The 21,949-nt window shown below is 32.5% G+C and carries 21 protein-coding genes; 11 read left to right on the forward strand and 10 right to left on the reverse strand.

The window, feature by feature from the left end; translation table 11 throughout:
• Position 1: 1 nt before the first annotated feature.
• The 4 genes from BSF42_RS00270 to BSF42_RS00285 form a co-directional block, all read right to left on the reverse strand.
• Positions 2 to 586, reverse strand: coding sequence for a Maf-like protein (locus BSF42_RS00270; protein WP_095951125.1), 585 nt, complete (start codon positions 584 to 586; stop codon positions 2 to 4).
• A complete protein-coding gene (locus BSF42_RS00275) occupies positions 579 to 1,505 on the reverse strand; it encodes a geranylgeranylglycerol-phosphate geranylgeranyltransferase (RefSeq protein WP_095951126.1) in 927 nt (308 codons plus the stop codon). The genes BSF42_RS00270 and BSF42_RS00275 overlap by 8 nt, the downstream gene beginning before the upstream one ends.
• Before the next feature lie 74 nt (positions 1,506 to 1,579).
• Positions 1,580 to 2,107 (reverse strand): HAD family hydrolase, encoded by a 528-nt coding sequence (locus BSF42_RS00280; protein WP_095951127.1) that lies wholly within the window; start codon positions 2,105 to 2,107, stop codon positions 1,580 to 1,582.
• Entirely contained in the window at positions 2,091 to 2,852 is a 762-nt protein-coding gene (locus BSF42_RS00285) for a Rossmann-like and DUF2520 domain-containing protein (RefSeq protein ID WP_095951128.1), read from the reverse strand. Before BSF42_RS00285 ends, BSF42_RS00280 begins: the two co-directional genes overlap by 17 nt.
• A gap of 333 nt (positions 2,853 to 3,185) precedes the next feature.
• Here BSF42_RS00285 and ccsA point away from each other — a divergent pair, with 333 nt between their 5' ends.
• On the forward strand, positions 3,186 to 6,401 hold the full coding sequence (gene ccsA, locus BSF42_RS00290; RefSeq protein ID WP_095951129.1) for a cytochrome c biogenesis protein CcsA: 3,216 nt from the start codon (positions 3,186 to 3,188) through the stop codon (positions 6,399 to 6,401).
• A gap of 80 nt (positions 6,402 to 6,481) precedes the next feature.
• Here ccsA and BSF42_RS00295 read toward each other — a convergent pair whose 3' ends face one another.
• The 3 genes from BSF42_RS00295 to BSF42_RS00305 all read right to left on the reverse strand — a co-directional run bounded on the left by BSF42_RS00295 (position 6,482) and on the right by BSF42_RS00305 (position 8,652).
• Positions 6,482 to 7,219 (reverse strand): DUF3667 domain-containing protein, encoded by a 738-nt coding sequence (locus BSF42_RS00295; protein WP_095951130.1) that lies wholly within the window; start codon positions 7,217 to 7,219, stop codon positions 6,482 to 6,484.
• A gap of 114 nt (positions 7,220 to 7,333) precedes the next feature.
• Positions 7,334 to 8,122 carry an anti-sigma factor domain-containing protein gene (locus BSF42_RS00300; RefSeq protein ID WP_095951131.1) on the reverse strand — a complete coding sequence of 263 codons (789 nt, stop codon included), beginning with the start codon at positions 8,120 to 8,122 and terminating at the stop codon, positions 7,334 to 7,336.
• The gene (locus BSF42_RS00305) at positions 8,122 to 8,652 is read right to left on the reverse strand and encodes an RNA polymerase sigma factor (protein WP_057117904.1); all 531 of its coding nucleotides are present in this window, start codon (positions 8,650 to 8,652) and stop codon (positions 8,122 to 8,124) included. The genes BSF42_RS00300 and BSF42_RS00305 overlap by 1 nt, the downstream gene beginning before the upstream one ends.
• Before the next feature lie 248 nt (positions 8,653 to 8,900).
• Between BSF42_RS00305 and BSF42_RS22750 the strand changes: the two genes are divergently transcribed.
• Together BSF42_RS22750 and BSF42_RS00315 are read left to right on the forward strand one after the other, a co-directional pair.
• Entirely contained in the window at positions 8,901 to 9,029 is a 129-nt protein-coding gene (locus tag BSF42_RS22750; protein ID WP_256385332.1) for a hypothetical protein, read from the forward strand.
• A 481-nt stretch (positions 9,030 to 9,510) separates the two neighbouring features.
• A complete protein-coding gene (locus BSF42_RS00315) occupies positions 9,511 to 10,089 on the forward strand; it encodes a glutathione peroxidase (RefSeq protein WP_095951133.1) in 579 nt (192 codons plus the stop codon).
• Positions 10,090 to 10,265: 176 nt separating this feature from the next.
• Here the strand turns inward: BSF42_RS00315 and BSF42_RS00320 are convergent, their stop codons facing one another.
• Positions 10,266 to 10,763, reverse strand: a complete 498-nt coding sequence (locus BSF42_RS00320; protein WP_095951134.1) for a GNAT family N-acetyltransferase — start codon at positions 10,761 to 10,763, stop codon at positions 10,266 to 10,268.
• A gap of 11 nt (positions 10,764 to 10,774) precedes the next feature.
• Positions 10,775 to 11,950 (reverse strand): thioredoxin fold domain-containing protein, encoded by a 1,176-nt coding sequence (locus BSF42_RS00325; RefSeq protein ID WP_095951135.1) that lies wholly within the window; start codon positions 11,948 to 11,950, stop codon positions 10,775 to 10,777.
• A 177-nt stretch (positions 11,951 to 12,127) separates the two neighbouring features.
• Between BSF42_RS00325 and menD the strand changes: the two genes are divergently transcribed.
• From menD to BSF42_RS00365, 8 genes are all read left to right on the forward strand, one after another.
• Complete coding sequence (menD, locus tag BSF42_RS00330) at positions 12,128 to 13,789, forward strand: 2-succinyl-5-enolpyruvyl-6-hydroxy-3-cyclohexene-1-carboxylic-acid synthase (protein ID WP_095951136.1); 1,662 nt, start codon at positions 12,128 to 12,130, stop codon at positions 13,787 to 13,789.
• Between the two features lie 90 nt (positions 13,790 to 13,879).
• Positions 13,880 to 14,221: a DUF2853 family protein gene (locus BSF42_RS00335; RefSeq protein WP_095951137.1), complete on the forward strand. Its 342-nt coding sequence runs from the start codon at positions 13,880 to 13,882 to the stop codon at positions 14,219 to 14,221.
• Between the two features lie 146 nt (positions 14,222 to 14,367).
• Positions 14,368 to 15,219, forward strand: coding sequence for a S1 RNA-binding domain-containing protein (locus BSF42_RS00340; RefSeq protein ID WP_095951138.1), 852 nt, complete (start codon positions 14,368 to 14,370; stop codon positions 15,217 to 15,219).
• A gap of 842 nt (positions 15,220 to 16,061) precedes the next feature.
• A complete protein-coding gene (locus tag BSF42_RS00345) occupies positions 16,062 to 16,895 on the forward strand; it encodes a 1,4-dihydroxy-2-naphthoyl-CoA synthase (protein ID WP_095951139.1) in 834 nt (277 codons plus the stop codon).
• A 118-nt stretch (positions 16,896 to 17,013) separates the two neighbouring features.
• A complete protein-coding gene (gene menA / locus BSF42_RS00350) occupies positions 17,014 to 17,976 on the forward strand; it encodes a 1,4-dihydroxy-2-naphthoate octaprenyltransferase (protein ID WP_095951140.1) in 963 nt (320 codons plus the stop codon).
• A 30-nt stretch (positions 17,977 to 18,006) separates the two neighbouring features.
• Positions 18,007 to 18,684: a metal-dependent hydrolase gene (locus BSF42_RS00355; protein ID WP_095951141.1), complete on the forward strand. Its 678-nt coding sequence runs from the start codon at positions 18,007 to 18,009 to the stop codon at positions 18,682 to 18,684.
• Positions 18,685 to 18,923: 239 nt separating this feature from the next.
• On the forward strand, positions 18,924 to 20,162 hold the full coding sequence (locus BSF42_RS00360; RefSeq protein WP_095951142.1) for a M48 family metallopeptidase: 1,239 nt from the start codon (positions 18,924 to 18,926) through the stop codon (positions 20,160 to 20,162).
• A 12-nt stretch (positions 20,163 to 20,174) separates the two neighbouring features.
• Entirely contained in the window at positions 20,175 to 21,203 is a 1,029-nt protein-coding gene (locus BSF42_RS00365) for an o-succinylbenzoate synthase (RefSeq protein ID WP_095951143.1), read from the forward strand.
• Between the two features lie 193 nt (positions 21,204 to 21,396).
• On the opposite strand, the gene BSF42_RS00370 is transcribed toward BSF42_RS00365, so the two are convergent.
• Positions 21,397 to 21,942 (reverse strand): hypothetical protein, encoded by a 546-nt coding sequence (locus BSF42_RS00370; RefSeq protein WP_095951144.1) that lies wholly within the window; start codon positions 21,940 to 21,942, stop codon positions 21,397 to 21,399.
• Between the last annotated feature and the right edge of the window lie 7 nt (positions 21,943 to 21,949).

Raw genomic sequence — 21,949 nt, forward strand, 5'->3', positions numbered from 1 at the left:
TTTACACTAAAGTACTCAAAAAATCGTAAACTTTGGCTGTCGGAAGTCCCATAACATTTGTATAAGAACCTTCTACTTTTGCAACTGCCATAAAACCAAACCATTCCTGAATGCCGTAAGCTCCAGCTTTATCATAAGGTTTGTAATTTTCGATGTAGTATAAGATAGCTTCGTCAGATAAATCATTAAAAGTAACTTTCGTGATGTCGTGCAGCAGGGTAGAACCTTCATTAGTTTTAAAGCACACAGATGTAATTACTTCATGAGTCGTGTTAGACATCGATTTAATCATTTCAAAAGCTTCTTCGGCGTTTTTTGGTTTTCCCAGCGCTTTATTTTGATGCCACACAATAGTATCACTGGTCACCAAAATTTCATTTTCGATTAGTTCACCATCAAAGGCTTTGGCTTTTAGTTCTGCCAGATAATCGGTGATTGCGGCAGCTTTTAATTCTGGCGGATAAATTTCTTCGACATCTTTTAAGCGAATTTCAAAATCAAGATCTAAATCCTTAAAAAACTGCTGTCTTCTTGGAGAACCAGAAGCTAAAATGATTTTGTATTTTTTTAGTTTTTCTTTAAGCATTGTATTTGATATTTAAGGCAATAACCAGAATTGATAAAATTCCGAAGAACAAAATAAGTTTTAAAATCGTACTCAAATGATGAAAATCTTTTTGAGATTTTGCAGTAAATATTTTTACGATAAAATATAATAGAGGTGCTAAAACGGTAACAAAAGAATAAAAAACAGCTAGGTAAAGCTTGTTTTCCATGAAATAAATATTGCAGTAAAGTGCAGATAATATAAAGGCAATAACAGCAAATCCTAAAGCGATTTTTGCGGCTCTATTAATTCCAATAGCAATCGGTAAAGTATTCATTCCTTGATTATAATCTCCATTTACATCTTCAATATCTTTAACAATTTCACGGATAAAATTAATCATGAAAGCAAACAAAGCATAATCTGTCAATATAGAAAAAAGACTCGCCATTTGTGCTTGATTTTGACCGTTCGTTGCTGGAAAAAGATCAAAAACACCAATAATTAAAACACTGACAGCAAGAAGCAGAGCGACTACAAAATTGCCCAGAATCATGATTTGCTTTAAAGTTGTCGCGTAAAAATATAAAAGCGAGGCAATAAGAATAAAAAGTGAAGCAAATGTAGGCCTCAAAATAATATTCGATAAAATAAAACCAATAGCAACACCAGAAATATTTAAACCAATATAAATGTTGTAAGCTGCTGTTTCGCTTATTCCTTTACCCACCACAACATCATTTGGTTTATTGATGCTGTCGCTTGCAACATCATAAATATTATTAATAACATAACCCGCTGCTGCCAGTAAAACGGTGCTTAAAACTAATAATCCGTACTGCCAGTCAGACAAAGCCAAAGGAATGTCCTGTTGTTTTAAAAAAGCATAACGAAAGAGAAACTGCATAAAAGCAAGCATCAACAGGTTTTTATAACGAATAAGTTTTAGAAATTTCATTTTTTTTTTAGGTTCTGAGGGGCTAAGGTTCTAAGGTTCTGAGGTTTTTATTTTCTGAAAACTGCGGCAAAACTTTAATCGTGTTTCCCATTAAAATACTCCATCCATTTTCCTTGTACTTTCATAACTTGTTCAATTACATCTCTTACCGCGCCGCGTCCGCCTTTTACATGCGAAATATAACGGCAGATATTTTTAATTTCTGGACTCGCATCTTGCGGGCAGGTTGGAAGTCCAACTAATTTCATAACATGAAAATCGGGAATATCATCTCCCATATACAACACATTTTCAGGTTTAATATCATAAAGATCAGTATATGACGCAAAAGTTTTAACTTTATCAGGAGTTCCTAAATGAATGTCTTTGATGCCTAAGTTTTGAAGTCGAATGCGAACGCCTTCATTGCTGCCGCCAGAAATAACGCATACATGGTAACCGCTTTCAATTGCTGCTTTCATGGCAAAACCATCACGAATATTCATTGTTCTTAACATTTCACCTTCGTTGGTTACAAAAACAGAACTGTCTGTAAGTACGCCGTCTACATCAAAAACAAAGGTTGTGATGTCATTCATTATTTCTTTATAACTTTTTGCCATTATGCTGTATAGATTGTGTTAGAATTTTATAGATATTTTTTTTGTTTTCATTTTGTAAAAAAGCCAAATGCGAATCGATTGTAACCGAATCATTGCGTTTAGCGGGTCCTGTCTGCGCATCAGCTGGATCAAGCGTATTGATTTTATCTGCTGTTTCCTGAATTAAAGGTTTTAAAATAGCAAAAGGAACTTGATTTTCTTCACAGATTTCTTCTCCAATCTGGTATAAATGATTAGTGAAATTATTCACAAAAACAGCCGCAACATGAAGCGCTTTTCGCTGTTCTGAGTTTATCAAATAAACAGCGGTAGAGATACTTTTAGCTGCCGTATCCAAAAGATTAAAGTCGGCTGTGTTTTCTGCTTCCAGACAAAAAGGAATAATCGAATAATCAACGTTTTTATTCTTAGAAAAAGTCTGAAGCGGATAAAATACACCACGACGATTTTTTTCATCTAAAACATCGATTGAAGATGTTCCAGAAGTATGTACGACAAATTGATTGTTGAAGGGAAGCTGTTCTGAAACTTCAGAAATTGCATTATCTGAAACTGCAATTATATGCAGGTCAGCGGGTTGTAATTCATTCAAATCGGTAACAATCTTATCGTAATCAACTAGGTGAAGCAAAGCTTCTTTATTTCTCGAAAAAACCTGTTTAATTTCTACAGTTTTACTTGCTCCAAAAGCTTTTATCAAATGTTGTGCAACATTTCCGGAACCGATTATTGTTATCTGAATCATAAGAGCAAAATTAGTATTATTTTTTATAAAGATAATTTGTAACGAAAAGTTTTGTCGCAGATTATAACGTTTCAAATAATTTTTATTTGAAGTTCTGTTTTGTAATTATCAAAGCTAAAGTACAATAATCTTATTTTGGTATTTTTAGTAAATAGGAAATGAAAAACGAAGAGAAACTATTGATTGGTATTTTTGTAAGTATAAAGTTATGTTTCTGAGAATTTGGTCAATTTTTGTATTATATATTTGGTTTTTATTAACAAAATACACCTGCTTCAAATCAACATTTTTAAGTACTTTTGTGCCACTTTTATACAATGTAATTCCTTAAAAATGGATAAAAAAATATTCTCTTTTTTGTTTTCTACACGATTAATGGCTGTTCTTTTTTTAACATTCGCAATTGCAATGGGTGTTGGAACTTTTATCGAAAGTAAATACAATACCGATACAGCCAGAATACTTATTTACAATACTTGGTGGTTTGAGGCGATAATGTTCGTTTTTATGATCAATTTCTTCGGAAACATTAAACGTTATCAATTGCTAAAAAAAGAAAAATGGGCGACCTTATTACTCCATTTGTCTTTTATTTTTATTCTTTTAGGAGCTTTTATTACACGATATATTAGTTATGAAGGAATGATGCCTATTCGCGAAGGCGCGGCAGAAAATCAGGTTTATTCAGATAAAACTTTTTTAACCATTTTTGTTGATGGTGAATATAAAGGGGAAATGAAGAGAAGGGTTTTTGAAAAAAGTCTTTTATTTTCTCCTGTTACAAATAATGATTTCAATATTTCTGGAAAGTTTGACGAAACTCCATTCGAAGTAACGTACTCTAATTATATAATGGGAGCGAAGGAAGTGGTTAAACCAGATCCAAACGGAACTTTATATCTTAAATTAGTTGAAGCTGGTTCAGGCGGACGTGAAGAACATTACTTAAAAGAAGGTGAAGTTCAGAACATTCATAATGTTTTATTTGCTTTGAATAAACCAACTGACGGAGCAATTAACATCAATACAACTGGAGAAAAATATACGATCCAAACTCCTTTTGAAGGTGAATTTATGCGAATGGCAGATCAATTTAAAGGAAAAGTATCGAAAGATAATGTACAGCCTTTAATGATGCGTTCTTTATATAGTATTGGTGATATCCGTATCGTATTCCCTGATCCTGCAATGAAAGGAAAAGTAGAATATGAATCAAATAACGACTATAAAGCTAAATCTCATACAGATGCTTTGGTAGTGAAAGTTAAAGCAGAAGGACAAGAAAAAGAAGTGATGTTGATGGGCTCTAAAGGTCAGGTTGGAGAAGCTAAAACTGTAAAAATTGGCAATATTGAATATTCGTTGTTCTACGGAAGTAAAGCTTATATTTTACCATTTAAAGTAAAATTGAACGATTTTATAGCTGAAAAATATCCTGGAACAGAAAAAAGTTATTCTTCTTATAAAAGTAAAGTAACAGTTCAGGATTCTACTGAAACTTTTGATGCAGATATTTTTATGAATCACGTTTTAGATCATAAAGGATACCGTTTCTTTCAATCTTCATTTGATCCAGATGAAAAAGGAACTGTATTATCTGTAAACCATGATTTCTGGGGAACTTCTTTAACTTATTTTGGATACTTTATGCTTTATATAGGTTTAATGGCAATTATGTTTACCAAACATTCTCGTTTTGGTGACTTGAAAAAGAAACTTGACGGGGTTAAAAAGAAAAAAGAAAAACTAATTACAATTTTAGTTTTAATGTTGAGTTTGAGTGGTTTTGCACAGCAATCACCACATGTTCATTCTCATGACCATGATCACGATCATGCTGCTGATCCAAATGATCACGCTAATCACGTTACTGCACCTCCAAGCAAGAAACAATTAGATTCTTTATTGAATATTTATAAAGCGCCAGAAGCTCATGCGGCAAAATTTGGACGTTTGATTATTCAGGATGCGGGCGGAAGAATGAAGCCTATCAATACATTTTCTTCTGAATTACTTCGTAAAGTAAGCCACGATGACAAATACAACGGAATGAATTCTGATCAGGTATTCTTGTCTATGACACAATACGCTCAGGTTTGGATTCAAATTCCTTTGATTTATATTAAATCTGGAAATGATAGTATTCGTAAAATAATTGGTATTGATTCAAAAGATAAATATGCTCCATTTGTAAAATTCTTTGATGAGCAGGGAAATTATAAGTTATCTCCTTATTTAGATGCTGCATATAAGGCTGCAAATCCAAATCAATTTGAGAAAGATTATATCGAAACAGATAAAAAAGTAAACTTGATGGAGTCTGCTTTAAGTGGTAGTATTTTAAGAATATTTCCAGTTCCAAATGATCCAAATCACAAATGGGTTTCTTATTTAGAGCGTAATAATAATGGATTTAAAGGAATGGATTCTACTTATGTAAATCAAATTCTGCCTCTATATTTTAGTGCTTTAAACAATGGTTCAATTGCCAAAAACTTTGACACAGCCGATAATTTAGTAGAAAGTATCAATGGCTTTCAAAAGAAATTCGGAGGAAAAGTAAGGCCAAGCGAACAAAAAATTGATGCAGAGATTGCCTATAACAAATACGACGTTTTTCAAAAATTACCGTATTGGTATATTACAGTAGCAAGCTTTATGTTCATTTTTATTATTGTAAACATCTTCTTTGAGAAAAAGTGGCTTCGTATTACGATAAATGCATTCCATATTATGGTTGGATTGCTATTTGCGGTTCATACCGTAGGATTAATTGCACGTTGGTATATTTCTGGCCACGCGCCATGGAGTAATGCTTATGAAGCAATCGTTTATGTAGCTTGGTCAACAATGTTCTTCGGATTGGCTTTTGACAGAAAATCAAAATTAACAGTGGCATCATCTGCTTTTGTTACGGCTATGATTTTAATGGCTGCTTACATGAACTGGATTGATCCTGAAATTGCAAACTTACAGCCAGTTCTTAACTCGTATTGGTTAATGATTCACGTTGCAGTTATTGTAGGTAGTTATGGTCCAACTGCATTAGGTTTTATTTTAGGTTTTGTTGCATTACTATTGATTTTCTTTACAACTGAGAAAAATAAAGCCAAAATGGAACTTAATTTAAAAGAGATTACCTATATCAACGAAATGGCTGTAACTATTGGTTTGATCATGCTGACTATTGGAAACTTCTTAGGAGGACAATGGGCAAACGAAAGCTGGGGACGTTACTGGGGCTGGGATCCAAAAGAAACTTGGGCTCTAATCTCGATTATGATTTATGCGTTTGTAATTCACGCTCGTTTTGTTCCTGCTTTAAGAGGAAAATGGTTTTTTAACTTAATGACGATGTTTGCATTTGTTTCCATTCTATTTACTTATTATGGAGTAAATTTCCACTTAGTTGGTTTACACTCTTACGCAAGCGGAGAAGCGCATTCATTAAGCTGGGTTTATTATTGTTTGATCTCAATTTCTGTAATTGGAGCAGTTACTTATCCAAAATATAGAAAATACTATAAAAGTAAAAAAGTAAAAAAATAGATAATTAAATTAATTATTGATTCAGATAAAGAAGGTTCGACATAACGTTGAACCTTTTTTTGTTTAATTTCTATATCAACTTAATCTGAAAATTTACCCGTAAGAAGCAAAATTATACCTGTAATAAAAAAAATACAAATCAAAAAAATAATATGGCTTAATAAAGATAAAAAGAAAGCTTTTGTTTTGGATAATTTGTTGAAAAACTGAATGTTTGTCCAAAATATTAATATCATACCAATCAAGTAAGTTACAAACGAGAACTGCTGTAAGTGATTGGTATTGTTGAGATAAAATAATATAGGAAAAGTTATTATTTGAACAAAAAGTCTTTGTGATGCTTTAAAAGTATTCAATACAAAAAGCTCAACAAAGTTATATCCCTGATTTCGGAAAACAATAAATGTTCCGATAGTATATAAAGGTATTGTAGCAATAGTTACCCAAGAAAAATGTGTTGCCGTCCATTCATTTATAGTTTTGTAATCCAGCGTATCATCTTGTGATTCATTTATAAAATAATTGATATGAAAATAGTGATACAGAAAACCATAAAGTGTACCCAAAAGAACAACTAAAGACAGCGGTTTGAAATGCCTGACTCTTTTGCCTTCAATAAATTCGCGTATAGAATTTCCAGGTCTTGTAAATAACTGCCCTAAAGAATATAGGATCCCTTTATCAAAATGCAGTAAACCATGCTGTATATCATGCCATAAAAAATGAGAATTTATTTTATGGGTATCTGCTGGCTGACCGCAGTTATTACAGTAATGACCATTAAAAACCTGATGGCAATTTTTACATACAATTTCCATTTACAATTCGATTTATAGTTATAAATTACTGACTTACATGTTATTAAAAATAGTAAAAAAAAAAAACGCATATTAAATTTAATATGCGTTTTTCGTTTTTATAAAAGATTAAGTTTAAACTTTTCCTAAAGTATAAAGTTGTTCCATTGTAGGAGTTAAACTTCCTCCAGCAGGTTCCAGTGTAATTCCGAAAGCTTCTGCAGAATCGGTTTGACTTACAGCAAAGATTTTTTGTGTATTTCCTTCAAAATTATCCAGTAAACCAATACTTGTTGGTGTAAGAACAGGACTTAATTTTAAAGACCAAACTTGGTAAACCATTCCTTTTGGAGGTGCCGGCAGACCGGCAGCATCAATATAAGTCGTTTTTGTTTCTTTGTTCCAATATACTTTTGCAAAAGAGGAAGGAGAAACAGCCTGACCGCCCAGAGTTACACCAGTATTTTTAATATCTCTTACGATACTTAGGTTTTTCTCAGTTTGTTTATTCTGCTGATCTAAGTACGCAAATTCTCTTTGAATTTTATTTTTTTCATTTCCAACAGTAGAGATTGCGTCTTGAGTTTTGTTTAATTCTAAGGTTTGGTAACCTAAACCTAGCAATAACAATACAGCTGCAGCCCAGCCCACATATTGAGACCAGTTTGAAGCGGGTTTCATGTCGACTACTTTACCGTGTTTAAGTTCTAAACGAGCTTTTATTTTTTCAAAATTCTCCACAGAATGGAAAGGGGAGAAGCTCGATGATAAAGCTATAATGGCCTTTTCGATCGAAATAATCTCCTGATCAACATTAGGATTATTTTTTGCCAGTTCAGCTATTTCTAGGTTTTCCTTTTCGCTCAATAAGCCATAAACGTACAACTCTAGAATTCCTGATTCTATATATTCTTGTGCTTCCATTATATTTTTAAATAATTACGTAAATCGTTAATACAGTTTCTGTTTTGGGTCTTGATAGTTCCCAGCGGAATCGCCAATTCTTCTGAAGCTTCTTGCTGGGTATATCCTTTAAAGAATAACAAATTGATGATTTCGATACATTTTGGTTTTAGTTTCTTTACGAACTCCTGAATCCCAATGGCATCAAGTTTATTAGCTAATTTATTACTGTCATCTAACAGATTTACGAAATTATCTGAGGAAAGGTTTTTTTGGCTGTTATTAAAGTTTTTAGAACGAAGCTTGTCGATCGAAGTATTGCGGGCAATATTAAGTATCCAAGTATAAAATCGGCCTTTACTTTCATTATAAGAATCGATGTTTTTCCAGATTTTGACAAAAACGTCCTGAAGAACATCTTCTGCTTCTTCTCGATTTTTGATTAAGACATGAATGACAGAAAATAAACTTTTAGAGTACATGTCGTACAAATGCGTAAAAGCTTTTTCATCTTTTTTGTAAATTAAAACTAATAATTCTTCTTGACTCATAGATTTGGATTTTAAGTTTAAATATATAAAGTTAGATGCAAGTTGGTTACCAGTTATAAAGATAATTTATTTTTTTTAGTTTTTTTTTAATTTTTTTTGTAGTCCAAAGCCTAGGAAAATAAAGGGTTTTGAAAAAAATGTGATTTTTTTTACTTTTTTTTAAAACCAAAAACAATCCCGTTACGTAAATGTATTTAGAAGTAAGAAAAAGATCATAATAAATTGAAGACAATTTAAAAACAGTAATTATGAACAGCAGAGATGTAATTAAAATATTAATTATCGGATTAACAACTGTTCTTGCATTAAGTGTTTTGAATAAAAATGATTTTAGAAAAGATGCTGTTAATTATTATAAATTAAAGCTAACATTATGAATTTTATAAAAATAGTTGTGCTGCTGGTTTTTGTCTGTGTGTTTATAAAGCTTTATAAACAATAGCAAACAAATGAAGTTCTTTAAAATTTAAAAATAAAAAAGCTGACATATAGTATAGTTGATGCACTCGGACTTCCAATCGAAGATTTTTTTAATGGTCATTTCGAATTATATAAGAAGTTAAAATTTTACAACATACAAGCCATTTGACAACATTTTGAAAGTTCGTTTTGACCGTGGGGGTTAAGAAAGTTTTCACTATAACCGAGTCATCAACTATAATTTAAATAAAAATATATTTTATATAAAAAGATTGCATAATAATTAATTCATGGTTTGATTTGTTTGTATGGGGGGAAGCCTAACGTCTGATTAACGTTAGGCTTCATTTTTTTATTTAACTTTTGATTAATATAATTTAACGAAGCAAAACCGTTTTTGATAAGCGTATTTTAGCTAATTTTATAAAAAATTATACGATGAAAAATATAGCAATTTTAGTTTGCAGTGCATTATTTATGATAGCCTCGCAAATTCAGGCACAAACAAGCCATAAACCTAAAACAGAAGTTATGACAAAAGAAAACATTTATCAATTTAAAGTTGAAGATTTATCAGGAGATACTTTTGATTTTTCAACTTTAAAAGGCAAAAAAATCATGATTGTCAATACAGCTTCAAAATGCGGTTTGACACCTCAGTACAAAGATTTAGAGGCTATTTACAAAGAATATAAAGATAAAGGTTTTGTAATTGTAGGTTTTCCAGCAAACAATTTTGCTTCTCAGGAACCTGGAACAGCCAAAGAAATTGAGTCTTTCTGCCAGCAGAATTATGGTGTAACTTTCCCAATGATGAACAAAGTTTCGGTTAAAGGAAATGATATGTCTGAAGTTTATAAATTCCTGACTCAGAAATCTAAAAATGGTTTGCAAGATTCTGAAGTAGAATGGAATTTTCAAAAATACTTAATTAATGAAAAAGGAGAATTGGTAAAAGTAATCAAACCAAGAACTTTACCAACAGATCCAGAAGTTATCAATTGGATTAAAAGTTAACAGCGTAACTATCTAAACCAAAAAATCCTCAAACTTAATTTTAAGTTTGAGGATTTTTTTTTTAGGTTCAAAGGTTCAAAGGAACAGAGGTTCAAAGGAACAGAGGTTCGGAGCTGCAGAGGTTGATTAAACTTTGCGGACTTTGCGTAAATCTTAGTGCCCTTGCGGTTAAAAACTTATTTCAAAATTAACTGCATAAAAACCAAATCCAGCCAGTGGTCAAACTTATAGCCAACTTCCCGAATTGTTCCTGTTGCTACAAAGCCAAATCTTTCGTGAAAAGCAATACTTCCTGCATTAGCAGCATCAATTGCACCAATCATAACATGATAGCCTTGCTCTTTGGCCAATCGAATTAATTCTGTCAAAAGTTTAGAACCAATCCCTTTTCCAATAATATGATCTACTACATAAACCGAATGTTCTACCGTAAATTGATAGCCTATTTTTTCTCGGAACTGTCCATAACTGCCAAAACCAACTACCTCACCATCTAGATCGGCTACTACAATCGGAAGGTTTTTAGCTGTTTTATCTTCAAACCATTTTTTCTGAACTTCTAATGTCTGAATTTCATAGCTGTAATTCGCCGTTGTGTGTAAAATAGAATGGTTGACGATTTCTAATATTTTTTGCAAATCATCTGCGACTGCTGGCCTTAAAACGATGTTCATATTTTTTTTGGTTATTTTTTGTTTAGTTCTGCTAGAAGAGCGTCTGCGTCTTTAGAATCCCAGCCCATTTCTTTTGCAACAGCTTTGGCTTCTTTGGCAAATTCTAAAGCTTTCTTTTTATCTTTTATTTTATGATAAAGTTTCGCTTGAAGTAAATTACCATCATAAGAATCATTTAATTCTAAAGAATGATTAACCCAGAAAATCGCCTTCTTCAAACTTTCAGTATCGTTAATATGTTTTAAATATGTATTTCCAATTTCTTTTAGAAAACTGGCATCATTCCAAACTAATTTTTGAGTATCTTCAAGTGTAACTTTTTTATAAAAATCCCATTTCTCTGTTCTTTCCGCCAAAGTTAAATCATATTTAAAAACCAGCGAATCAGTTTTTTGCAATCGAATCGATTTGGCAACTTCTCTTTGTTTGTAATAGTTTATAGTGTCTAAATTATCAACCAACGGACGAAGTAGTTCATTTACAATACTTTCAATTTTACGATCCACACGATTTTGAGAAGCTACAGTGGCAAATTCTTTTTGATGATTTAAAACATACTGAAATTCTCTCGATTTTATATCTGTAACACCATTTGCAATAACGCGCCAATTTAACTCGCTCACCAATTGTGTATCAGATTGTGTATTAAGATACGTATGAGTTGCTGGAGACAATTCGGTTCTATCTTTTCCTTTTTTTAAGGTATTTAAATAGGTAAAGAACTTATCAGAATTACTCGGATCTGCCATAAATTCCTTTTCTAAATAAGGCAATTGCATTTTTGGGTTCAAAGCATAACGAAGCTCATTTAGAAATTCTGCCTTTTTCATTTCGCCCTTTAAAGCATAAATCAGAGTTTCATTGGCATCTAAAAATAAAAAAGTAGGAAGCGATTTGGTGTTGAATTTATTCTTTAAAGCAATTCCTTCTTCTTTTTCAATGTTTTTATAGGTGCAGACATAATTTTTGTTCAGAAAATCAATAACTGCAGGATCACTTAAAACTTCTGTTTTCATTAAATTACAATGCGGACACCAATCGGCATAAAGCATTATAAAAAGAGGTTTTCCTTCTTTTTTAGCATTTTCCAAAGCCGTTTTATACGTAACATCAACGGGAACAAATTTATTTTGAGAATTTACGGCTTGAAAAGTAACAGCAAAAAAAAGTATAAGTAAGAAACGCATAGTATGTCTGGCTTTTATTAATTATTCGATTTTACAAATATATTTCCTTTTTCGAGAAAGAGACTTAATATATTCCTAATTATAATTTAAATCAACTGCGAAGTTTGTAACTTTGTAAGCAAGATGAAGAAAAATCAAATTGAGGATTTTCTTTAAAAAAAGTAATACGCGATCAGAATGATTTACCCCAAAATTGCGCTTGCACAAAGCATTATCGAAATTTTATCTGCCAAAGGCATTATTAATATTATAATTTCTCCCGGATCAAGAAACGCACCATTAACGATTGGTTTTGCTCAAAATCCTAATTTTAAATGTTACAGTATAGCAGACGAACGCTGCGCTGCTTTTTTTGCTTTAGGAATAGCACAACAAACCAAACAGCCAACAGCGGTTGTTTGTACTTCTGGATCTGCTTTATTAAACTACTATCCCGCTTTTGCGGAAGCATTCTACAGCCAGATTCCTTTAATTGTAATCTCTGCAGATCGTCCGCAGAGTAAAATTGATATTGGTGACGGACAAACGATTCGCCAGGAAAATGTTTTTCTTAATCATTCTGTTTTTAATGCAAATCTAACAGAAGAAGCTTCAGAAGAAAATGATTTGAAAATCAATCTCGCGATAGAAACTGCTATACAGAAAAAAGGACCAGTTCATATCAATGCACCTTTTGAAGAGCCCTTATATGAAACTACAGAAGTACTTTCTGTACATCCAAAAATTACAAATTCGAAGCCAGAAAATAACGTAAGTACGATTGAAAATAGTGCCCAATTTGCATCCGTTTGGAACAATGCCAAGCGAAAATTAATCTTAGTTGGTGTAAATGACGCAAACGTTTTGGATCAAGCAGTAATAGAAAATTTAGCTTCAGATCCATCAGTTGTAGTACTTACAGAAACTACTTCGAACCTGCATCATCCAACTTTCATTAATAGTATTGATACTTTAATTACACCATTTGATGATTCTGATTTTAAAGAATTTAACCCAGAAGTTTTAGTGACTTTTGGCGGCATGGTGGTTTCAAAAAGAATCAAAGGATTTTTACGAAAGTATAAACCGCAGCATCATTGGCATATTGATACTTTACGTGCTTATGACACCTTTGGAGCGTTGACTAAACATTTTGAAATGTATCCCAATGACTTTTTCAAAGATTTGCTCTCCAAAACATCTTTTGCAGTAAGTGACTATTTTAGAGATATAGATGCTATTTATAAAATTAGATTAGTAAAAAGACAAGAATATTTAGAACAAATTAATTTTTCAGACTTTAAAGTTTTCGAGAAAGTAATTGGATCGCTTCCAAAAAACAGCATTCTTCAGATAAGTAATAGTTCTGCCATTCGTTATGCTCAATTAATTGATATTGACAAATCAATCGAAGTTTTCTGCAACCGCGGTACAAGCGGTATCGACGGAAGTACGTCAACAGCAGTTGGAGCATCGGTTGGGAATGATAGACAGACTGTATTTATTACCGGAGACATTAGTTTTTTATATGACAGCAATGCCTTATGGAATTCTTATATCCCGAAAAATTTTAAAATAATATTGGTTAATAATGGAGGAGGAGGAATTTTCAGGATTCTGCCAGGACATGAAGAAAAGCCTGTTTTCAATACGTATTTCGAAACATCTCACCATTTAACTGCTGAACATTTAGCTAAAATGTATCATTGCAATTACTTTACCGCCAATGACTCGGAATCATTAAATAAAAGTTTAGAATTACTTTACAATACAAATGAGGCGCCTGGAATATTGGAAATCTTTACGCCGACAGCAGAAAATGATGTTATTTTAAAGCAATACTTCAAAAAATTGATTTAATTATTGTAAGTTAATTTTTGTTAAAAATTAGTTTTATTTCATAATAGTTTTTAGTTTTGGTTTTATAAATAATAACCAATACATAACATTATGAGCAAAAGAGAAGAATTAATTTTGAAGTATGCTTCAGATTTAAAAGAAAAATGCGGAGTAACTCCAAATATGGATTTATTGACTAAAGTAACAATTGGCTGTGGACCATCCATTTACAATGATGATGCTTCGACAGTGGCAGGCAGCCAGCAGTCTGAATTAGATACAGTTAAAAATAATTTTTTAATTAAAAAATTAGGATTAGCAGACAGCCCAGCATTATTGGAAGCTATTCATTCTGTATTAGAAAAATACGGAAAATCGAACAAACACAAATATAGAGCAGTTGTGTATTATTTATTGACAGTACACTTTAAAAAAGAAAGTGTTTACAAATAGTCATTTAAAGTCAAAATGAAAGCGTCTTATTAAGGGCGCTTTTTGTTTTTAGTATTTTATCTCAAACATTTTCTATTTCCATTTTCAAACTTCGTACCTTTGCAACTCATAAACTTAGTTGCTTATCAACTTAGAACGTTAGAAAAATGCTTGAAATAGGAAAATACAATACACTTACTATATTACGTGATACCAAAGTTGGTTTATTTTTAGGAGATCCTGAAAATGATCCAGATGGAATTCACGATGTTTTACTGCCAAATAAATATGTTCCAAAAGAATTTGAAATCGGAGAAGAATTAATCGTTTTCGTTTATCTGGATCATGAACAACGACCTGTATCCACGACTTTAGTTCCCTATATTTTATTGAACGAATTTGCTCTTTTGAGAGTAAACTATATCAATAATGTGGGCGCTTTTATGGATTGGGGAATGGAAAAAGATATTCTTGTTCCGTTTAAAGAACAAGCACGTCCGATGGAAAAAGGAAAGCGTTATTTGGTTTATTTATATATGGATAAGCAAACCAATCGTTTGGTAGCATCTAGTAAAACAAACCAATTCTTGAATAATGACCAGTTAACGGTTGAAAAAGGGGAAGAAGTAGATTTAATTGTTTCTCATATTACAGATATGGGGATTAATGTAATTATAAACGAGCAGCATAAAGGTCTTTTATACAAAGACGAAGTTTATGATGATTCTATTAGAACTGGCGACAGAATGCGCGGTTACATTAAAAATATCCGACCTGACAATAAAATTGATGTTGCCTTACAAGTACAAGGCGCTGAAAGTATAGAACCAAATGCAGAAAAGGTTTTAAGTGAATTAAGAGCCAGCAGAGGTTTTCTTCGTTTAAACGACGATTCGCATCCAGAAGACATTAAAACGGTTTTAAAGATGAGTAAAAAATCGTTTAAAAAAGCAATTGGTTCTTTATACAAAGAGAAACTAATTGAAATTAAGGAAGATGGAATTTATCTTGTAAACTAAAGAGTTTTTAAAATTCCAATTTTAAAATTCCAAATTCCAATGTAGGATTTTATAATTTAGATTTTAAGTACAATCCTAAAATATTGGAATTTGGAATTTAAAAAATATTGGAATTTAAAGTTAAAATTTGGAATTTTAAAAATAAATATAACACAAAAGGCTGCTCAATTAGAGCAGCCTTTCGCTTTTTATTCTAGTTTTAAAAAAAATTGTAATTAAAAAAAAACAGAAATAAAATAATTCGAATCCATCTCAGAATAATGGCTTTAAAAATTTTAGAAATTACTCCATTGATGGTATGTCTTTTAAACAATTGATGCAAATATCTTAAAAGCAAAAAGAGAATTTCACGGCTTAATCCATTGGTTTATAAATAACTTTTAGAAAGTGTGAATTAGTACTTTTTCGTCTTTTTCGTTATCATTCATATACTAATTATAGATACAATTCTAACATTTAACCTTAGGTGTTACTTTTTTCTTTTCGAAGTTTCGACAAACACATAAATCATTTGCTCATTAATTGGTCTGTTACTAAAAACCGTAAAAAAATGAGCGACAAATTTTTTAAATTTTCTCAAAAAAATCATTTTTTAGGTTAATAAATCAGTGAAAGAAAATCAATCTAAAATCATTGAAACAAAATGTATCTCATTGATTTCTAGGGTGTAAAATTAATTATTATTTTTCTAAACTAATGTTAAAAAATGTTATTTTTTGGACGCATGACCCAATTGTTAACATTGAGCGTAATTTTCGTTAAGACTTAACCCGAATTGAGTAGGTAAAATTATAAAAATGCCTTATTTTTACCCTATAATTGTTTAAATAAAATAAATCAAAATGGATTGGATTACAGCCAGAGAGTTTGAAGATATAACCTATAAAAAATGTAATGGAGTAGCAAGAATCGCTTTTAACAGACCAAATGTTAGAAATGCATTCCGTCCTAAAACGACTTCAGAATTATACCAGGCCTTTTATGATGCGCAGGAAGATACTTCAATTGGAGTAGTTTTACTTTCTGCAGAAGGACCTTCGACAAAAGACGGCGTTTATTCTTTTTGCAGCGGCGGCGATCAAAATGCGCGCGGGCATCAAGGATATGTTGGAGAAGATGGGCAGCATCGTTTAAATATTCTTGAAGTACAGCGTTTAATTCGTTTTATGCCAAAAGTAGTAATTGCTGTTGTTCCAGGTTGGGCTGTAGGCGGTGGACATAGTTTACACGTAGTGTGCGATATGACTCTTGCGAGTAAAGAACATGCCATTTTTAAACAGACAGATGCAGATGTAACAAGCTTTGATGGCGGTTACGGATCAGCTTATTTGGCTAAAATGGTGGGGCAGAAAAAAGCTCGTGAAATATTCTTTTTAGGTAGAAACTATTCTGCTCAGGAGGCTTTTGAAATGGGAATGGTAAATGCCGTAATTCCTCATGACGAACTTGAAGATACAGCTTACGAATGGGCTCAGGAAATCCTTCAAAAATCACCAACTTCTATAAAAATGCTGAAATTTGCAATGAACTTAACTGACGACGGAATGGTTGGACAGCAAGTTTTTGCTGGAGAAGCAACTCGTCTGGCTTACATGACGGAAGAAGCCAAAGAAGGTAGAAATGCTTTCTTAGAAAAAAGAAAACCAAATTTCGGTGAAAATAAGTGGTTACCGTAAATAATTGTAGATTTCTGATTTTAGTCCCGAAGCGTCGGGATAGATTTTTTTAATCTATAATTCTTAGTCAGCGCATAATAATCTAAAATCTACACTCTAAAATCTAAAATAACAAATAATGAAACATTGGATTGAAGCCGCAAGACTGCGCACCTTACCTTTATCAGTTTCCGGAATTATAGTTGGAAGTATTTATGCATTATCAAATCCAACAGAAACTATTAATACGCCAACAGAAGTATTCAGCTGGAAAGTATTTGGTTTTGCACTTTTAACAACATTAGGATTGCAGGTTTTATCAAATTTTGCAAATGATTACGGCGATGGTGTAAAAGGTACCGATAATGCAGATCGAGTAGGGCCAATGCGCGCTATTCAGAGCGGTGTTATTACGCCTCAGGCAATGAAAAAAGCGATCATAATTACCTCAATACTGACTCTTTTGTCGGCTATGATATTAATTTATTTCGCTTTTGGAAAAGATAATTTCGGATATTCGATCTTTTTTCTACTATTAGGAATTGCTGCAATCGCGTCTGCGATTCGATATACAGTAGGTAATTCTGCTTATGGCTACAGAGGATTTGGAGATATCTTCGTTTTTGTTTTCTTCGGACTTGTAAGTACATTAGGTGTAAACTTTTTATATGCAAAAGAAATTGATCCGCTTTTAATTCTTCCAGCAGTTTCAATAGGATTATTGAGCGTTGGAGTTTTAAATTTGAACAATATGCGTGATCAGGAATCAGATAAAAAAGCAGGTAAAAACACAGTTGTAGTGCAGATTGGCGCAGCAAAAGCAAAGTTTTACCATTATTTTCTAATTGGTACTGCAATGCTTTTGGTCGTTATTTTTGCCATTTTAAGCGATTATAATTTCGATCAATACCTTTTCTTATTGGCTTTTATTCCTTTGACTAAACATCTAATAACTGTTTACAAGAATCAAAACCCTAAATTATTAGATCCAGAATTAAAAAAACTGGCATTAAGCACATTTCTTCTTTCGATACTCCTTACAATTTGTATGATTTCATTGATTTCAGACATTATTGTAAACTTATTTTTAGGAGGAAGATAAAAACAAACGTTAAACTTTAAACTTAACAAAATGAAAATTACATTTTACGGACACGCTTCTTTAGCAATTGAAGTGGGAGGAAAAAATATTATTGTGGATCCTTTTATTACGGGAAATCCGCAAGCAGCAGCAATTGATATCAATGCACTAAAGGCAGATTATATCTTGTTGACACACGCACATGGTGATCATGTTTTGGATGTTGAAGCTATTGCAAAAAACACCAATGCGGTTATTGTTTCAAATGCTGAAATTACAAGTTATTATGCCAACAAGGGATTCAATTCACACCCAATGAATCACGGCGGAAGCTGGAATTTTGATTTCGGAAAAGTGAAATATGTAAATGCTATTCACTCCAGCAGTTTTCCTGATGGTACTTACGGCGGAAATCCTGGTGGATTTGTGATCGAAGGCGAACATAAAAACATTTATATCGCCGGAGATACTGCATTAACGTACGATATGAAATTAATTCCGCTTCGTACAAAATTGGATTTAGCAATTCTTCCAATCGGAAATAATTTTACAATGGATGTAGAAGATGCTATCATCGCTTCAGATTTTGTAGAATGTGATAAAATTTTAGGTTACCACTTTGACACTTTCGGTTATATCGAAATCAATCACGAAGAATCAATCCGTAAATTTTTCGATAAAGGAAAAGATTTAATGCTTTTACAAATCGGAGAATCTATAGAATTATAATTGGCATCCTGAGAATAGTCGAAAGAAGGAGCTAATCCTGCTTTCGGCTATATCTTTATTAAGGTAAAGAAAAATTAACTTAAAAAAGATACCGCCTCAAACGAATTTCACTAAACTCCAATTAAAATAAAATTTGGTGAAGTAATCGGGGCTAGGCAATCGTTTCCATAAGAAAGTTATTTGGCATAATCTATGTTATTATATAATGAAGTTTTTTTAAGTAAAAATCATTTTAATCTGTGAAATCTGTGGCAATTAAAGCATCATCACGAAATACAACTTTCAAAAAAATAATTCTATCGCTGTTTATTACAGTTTCCTTTACTGCTTTCGCACAGAAAGACGGTTATTGGGACAAAGAGCGAGCAACTACAAAAGAAATTATGGTTCCCGCACGCGATAGAATTTATATTGCGACAGAAGATCTTCCAGTCGGAACCACAGAAATCGTTTATCGCATTACACTTTTAGACAAAAATCAGGAACTGACCAATAGTTTGGTTTCTTTACTAAAAGCTATTCCAGATCCAACAGGCGTTAGTCAGGGATCTGCAGGAGCTGTTTTTTTGATGTCTAAAATTTCTGGAGATGACGAATGCACCTATTCGATTTTTACATCAAATGAAAATGCAAAAAAATATGTGGCAGACGGTAAAATTGATAAAGCTTGTTTTTCTCAGGCCGAACCTGTAAGCAAAGACGCAAAACGTTTATCACTTGATAAATCTTCCTGCTTAAAACAAAATACCGGAACAATTTGGTTTGGTTTTGAAAGTAAAAATTGGATTCTAAGTCAGAAAGTAGTTTTAGAAGTTGTGCCTTGGGTCGATTCCAAATTAAACCGCGGCTGGAACCAAGACAATAAAAACGAAATCATAAGTTTGTGTAAAACTTCTACAATGGCACAAAAAATGGCCAATTCAGATGATTTTTGTGTGTGCATTTTGAATAAAATCATGAAACAATATCGTTATGATGAATTCCAAAAATTATTAGCCGTCGAAAAAACAAAAGTGTATAAAGATTTTGGAAACGCCTGTTATAAAGATGCCGACATTTCTAAAAATGTATTCAACGACTTAAGAACGCAGGCATCTTCATTAATAAAACTGCAAAAATACAATGAAGCCATTCCAAAGCTGAACACTATAATAAGTGAAGGTAAAGCAACGGCTTTAGATTATAGTTCATTAGGATATTGCTACATTTTAACCAAACAATATGCAAAAGCATTAAAAGCACTTCAAGAAGGCGAAAAGCTGGATGATACAGAATTAATGGTGAAGTTAAATTTAGCTCACACTTATTTAATTACTAACGATTACAGCGAAGCAAAAGCAATTTATAAAAAATACCAAACTCAAAATGTAACCGACAGTTTGAGCTGGGTTGCAAAAACAAAATTGGATTTTGCAGCTTTTGAAAAAGCTGGACTTCCGTCTAAGGATTTTGAAAAAGTGCTTAAACTTTATAATTAAAATAAACATTCATTGAAAGCTTCTTACCAAAAATATTTATTAGAATTTAAACGCCCTTCAGGAACTTCGAGAGGTATAATGACCGAAAAAGAAACCTGGTTTATTACTCTAGAAGAAAACGGAAAAAAAGGGATAGGTGAGTGCGGGATCTTACGCGGTTTAAGCGCAGACGATCGTGACGATTACGAAGAAAAACTCCAATGGGCTTGTAATAATATTCATTTAGGCGAAAAAGCACTGTGGGAGGCCTTACTAGAATTTCCATCAATACAATTCGGAATAGAAATGGCTTTTCAATCCTTAAAAAGCGAAAATTCATATATTTTATTTCCGTCAGATTTCACTACAAACAAAAGTTCTATTGCAATAAACGGCTTAGTTTGGATGGGAGAATCTTCTTTCATGAAACAGCAAATAGAAGAAAAACTAGCCGATGGATTTAACTGTATCAAACTTAAAATTGGTGCAATAGATTTTGAAAAAGAATTAGAATTACTTCAATTTATTAGAAGTCATTTTTCACCAGAAGAAATCGAAATTCGTGTAGATGCAAATGGCGCTTTTACTTCTACAGAAGCTTTAGATAAGCTTAATCAATTAAAACAATTTGAACTTCATAGCATAGAACAGCCTATAAAAAACGGTAATATAAAAGAAATGGCACAGCTTTGTAAAGTAACTCCATTTCCTATAGCTTTAGACGAAGAACTTATTGGTGTTTTTTCATTGGAAGAAAAAGAAAAATTACTCCACGAAATAAAACCACAGTATATTATTTTGAAGCCAAGTTTTATTGGCGGTTTCAGAGGCACGCAAGAGTGGATTTCGTTGGCAGACAAATATAATATCGGCTGGTGGATTACATCGGCTTTAGAAAGTAATATTGGTCTTAACGCCATTGCACAATGGACATTCCTTCAGAATTCAAAAATGCCCCAAGGTTTAGGAACCGGAGCATTATATACTAATAATATAGATTGTCCTTTAGAAGTTAAAAATGGTAAGCTTTGGTACAATAACTCAAAAGGTTGGGGATTGTAGGTTCAGAGTTACAAAGGGAAAAAGGTACAGAGGGACAAAGGTTCAAAGGAGCAAAGATACAGAGCGAAAACTTTGTGCCTTTGAACCTTTGTCCCTCTCAACCTTTGTCCTCTGAACCTTTGTTTGAACCTTTGTTTAAACCTTTGTTTAAACCTTTGTCCCTTTGCAACTCTGAACCTCTGAACCTATTTCCTTACTCTTTCCCGCCTAAAAGATTTTGCTGCCAATCTTTTAATTCCTGCCATTTTCCTTGATAGGCAAATAAAGCTTGTTTAGCCCAGGTACTTGGATTATGTATGGAGTAATTTTCGCCGCCTGCATCAAGTATAGATTGTAGTTTTTCAGTTGATGCTTGAGAAAGATCATACCATGTTGTAATTCCCGCATTATTTAATAATGCTTCTATTTTCGGACCAATTCCTTCTACAATTTTCAAATCATTATCTTTTATTTTTTTGCCTAAAACTGTTGCTGCTAATGCGCTGTCAAAAGTAACTAACGTTGGTGCCGTGGCGGTAAATGACTGAGGCGCTATTTTAGGTTTCGCAGCTAAATCTGCTTCTAATGTCGCTATTCGGGCATTTAAATTTCTAGTATTCGCTTTACAGGCATCCAAATCAGCTTGAAGGGATAATGCAAGCGAATCATCATTTTTCGAGTTCATTTTTCCAAGCAGGTAACCTAAAATCCCACAGATTAATCCCACTAGCACAGGTATTAAGATACAAGGTATATTCATGATCGTA

Source organism: Flavobacterium sp. ACN6, assembly GCF_002304005.1.
Lineage (GTDB): Bacteria > Bacteroidota > Bacteroidia > Flavobacteriales > Flavobacteriaceae > Flavobacterium.

Coding starts and splice junctions, on each gene's coding strand:
- BSF42_RS00355 (WP_095951141.1), top strand. CDS start 18,007: ATGAAAATTACATTTTACGGACACGCTTCTTTAGCAATTGAAGTGGGA.
- BSF42_RS00280 (WP_095951127.1), bottom strand. CDS start 2,107: ATGGCAAAAAGTTATAAAGAAATAATGAATGACATCACAACCTTTGTT.
- BSF42_RS00370 (WP_095951144.1), bottom strand. CDS start 21,942: ATGAATATACCTTGTATCTTAATACCTGTGCTAGTGGGATTAATCTGT.
- BSF42_RS00295 (WP_095951130.1), bottom strand. CDS start 7,219: ATGGAAATTGTATGTAAAAATTGCCATCAGGTTTTTAATGGTCATTAC.
- menD (WP_095951136.1), top strand. CDS start 12,128: ATGATTTACCCCAAAATTGCGCTTGCACAAAGCATTATCGAAATTTTA.
- BSF42_RS00275 (WP_095951126.1), bottom strand. CDS start 1,505: ATGAAATTTCTAAAACTTATTCGTTATAAAAACCTGTTGATGCTTGCT.
- BSF42_RS00270 (WP_095951125.1), bottom strand. CDS start 586: ATGCTTAAAGAAAAACTAAAAAAATACAAAATCATTTTAGCTTCTGGT.
- BSF42_RS00285 (WP_095951128.1), bottom strand. CDS start 2,852: ATGATTCAGATAACAATAATCGGTTCCGGAAATGTTGCACAACATTTG.
- BSF42_RS22750 (WP_256385332.1), top strand. CDS start 8,901: ATGAACAGCAGAGATGTAATTAAAATATTAATTATCGGATTAACAACT.
- BSF42_RS00320 (WP_095951134.1), bottom strand. CDS start 10,763: ATGAACATCGTTTTAAGGCCAGCAGTCGCAGATGATTTGCAAAAAATA.
- menA (WP_095951140.1), top strand. CDS start 17,014: ATGAAACATTGGATTGAAGCCGCAAGACTGCGCACCTTACCTTTATCA.
- ccsA (WP_095951129.1), top strand. CDS start 3,186: ATGGATAAAAAAATATTCTCTTTTTTGTTTTCTACACGATTAATGGCT.
- BSF42_RS00340 (WP_095951138.1), top strand. CDS start 14,368: ATGCTTGAAATAGGAAAATACAATACACTTACTATATTACGTGATACC.
- BSF42_RS00305 (WP_057117904.1), bottom strand. CDS start 8,652: ATGAGTCAAGAAGAATTATTAGTTTTAATTTACAAAAAAGATGAAAAA.
- BSF42_RS00335 (WP_095951137.1), top strand. CDS start 13,880: ATGAGCAAAAGAGAAGAATTAATTTTGAAGTATGCTTCAGATTTAAAA.
- BSF42_RS00345 (WP_095951139.1), top strand. CDS start 16,062: ATGGATTGGATTACAGCCAGAGAGTTTGAAGATATAACCTATAAAAAA.
- BSF42_RS00325 (WP_095951135.1), bottom strand. CDS start 11,950: ATGCGTTTCTTACTTATACTTTTTTTTGCTGTTACTTTTCAAGCCGTA.
- BSF42_RS00300 (WP_095951131.1), bottom strand. CDS start 8,122: ATGGAAGCACAAGAATATATAGAATCAGGAATTCTAGAGTTGTACGTT.
- BSF42_RS00315 (WP_095951133.1), top strand. CDS start 9,511: ATGAAAAATATAGCAATTTTAGTTTGCAGTGCATTATTTATGATAGCC.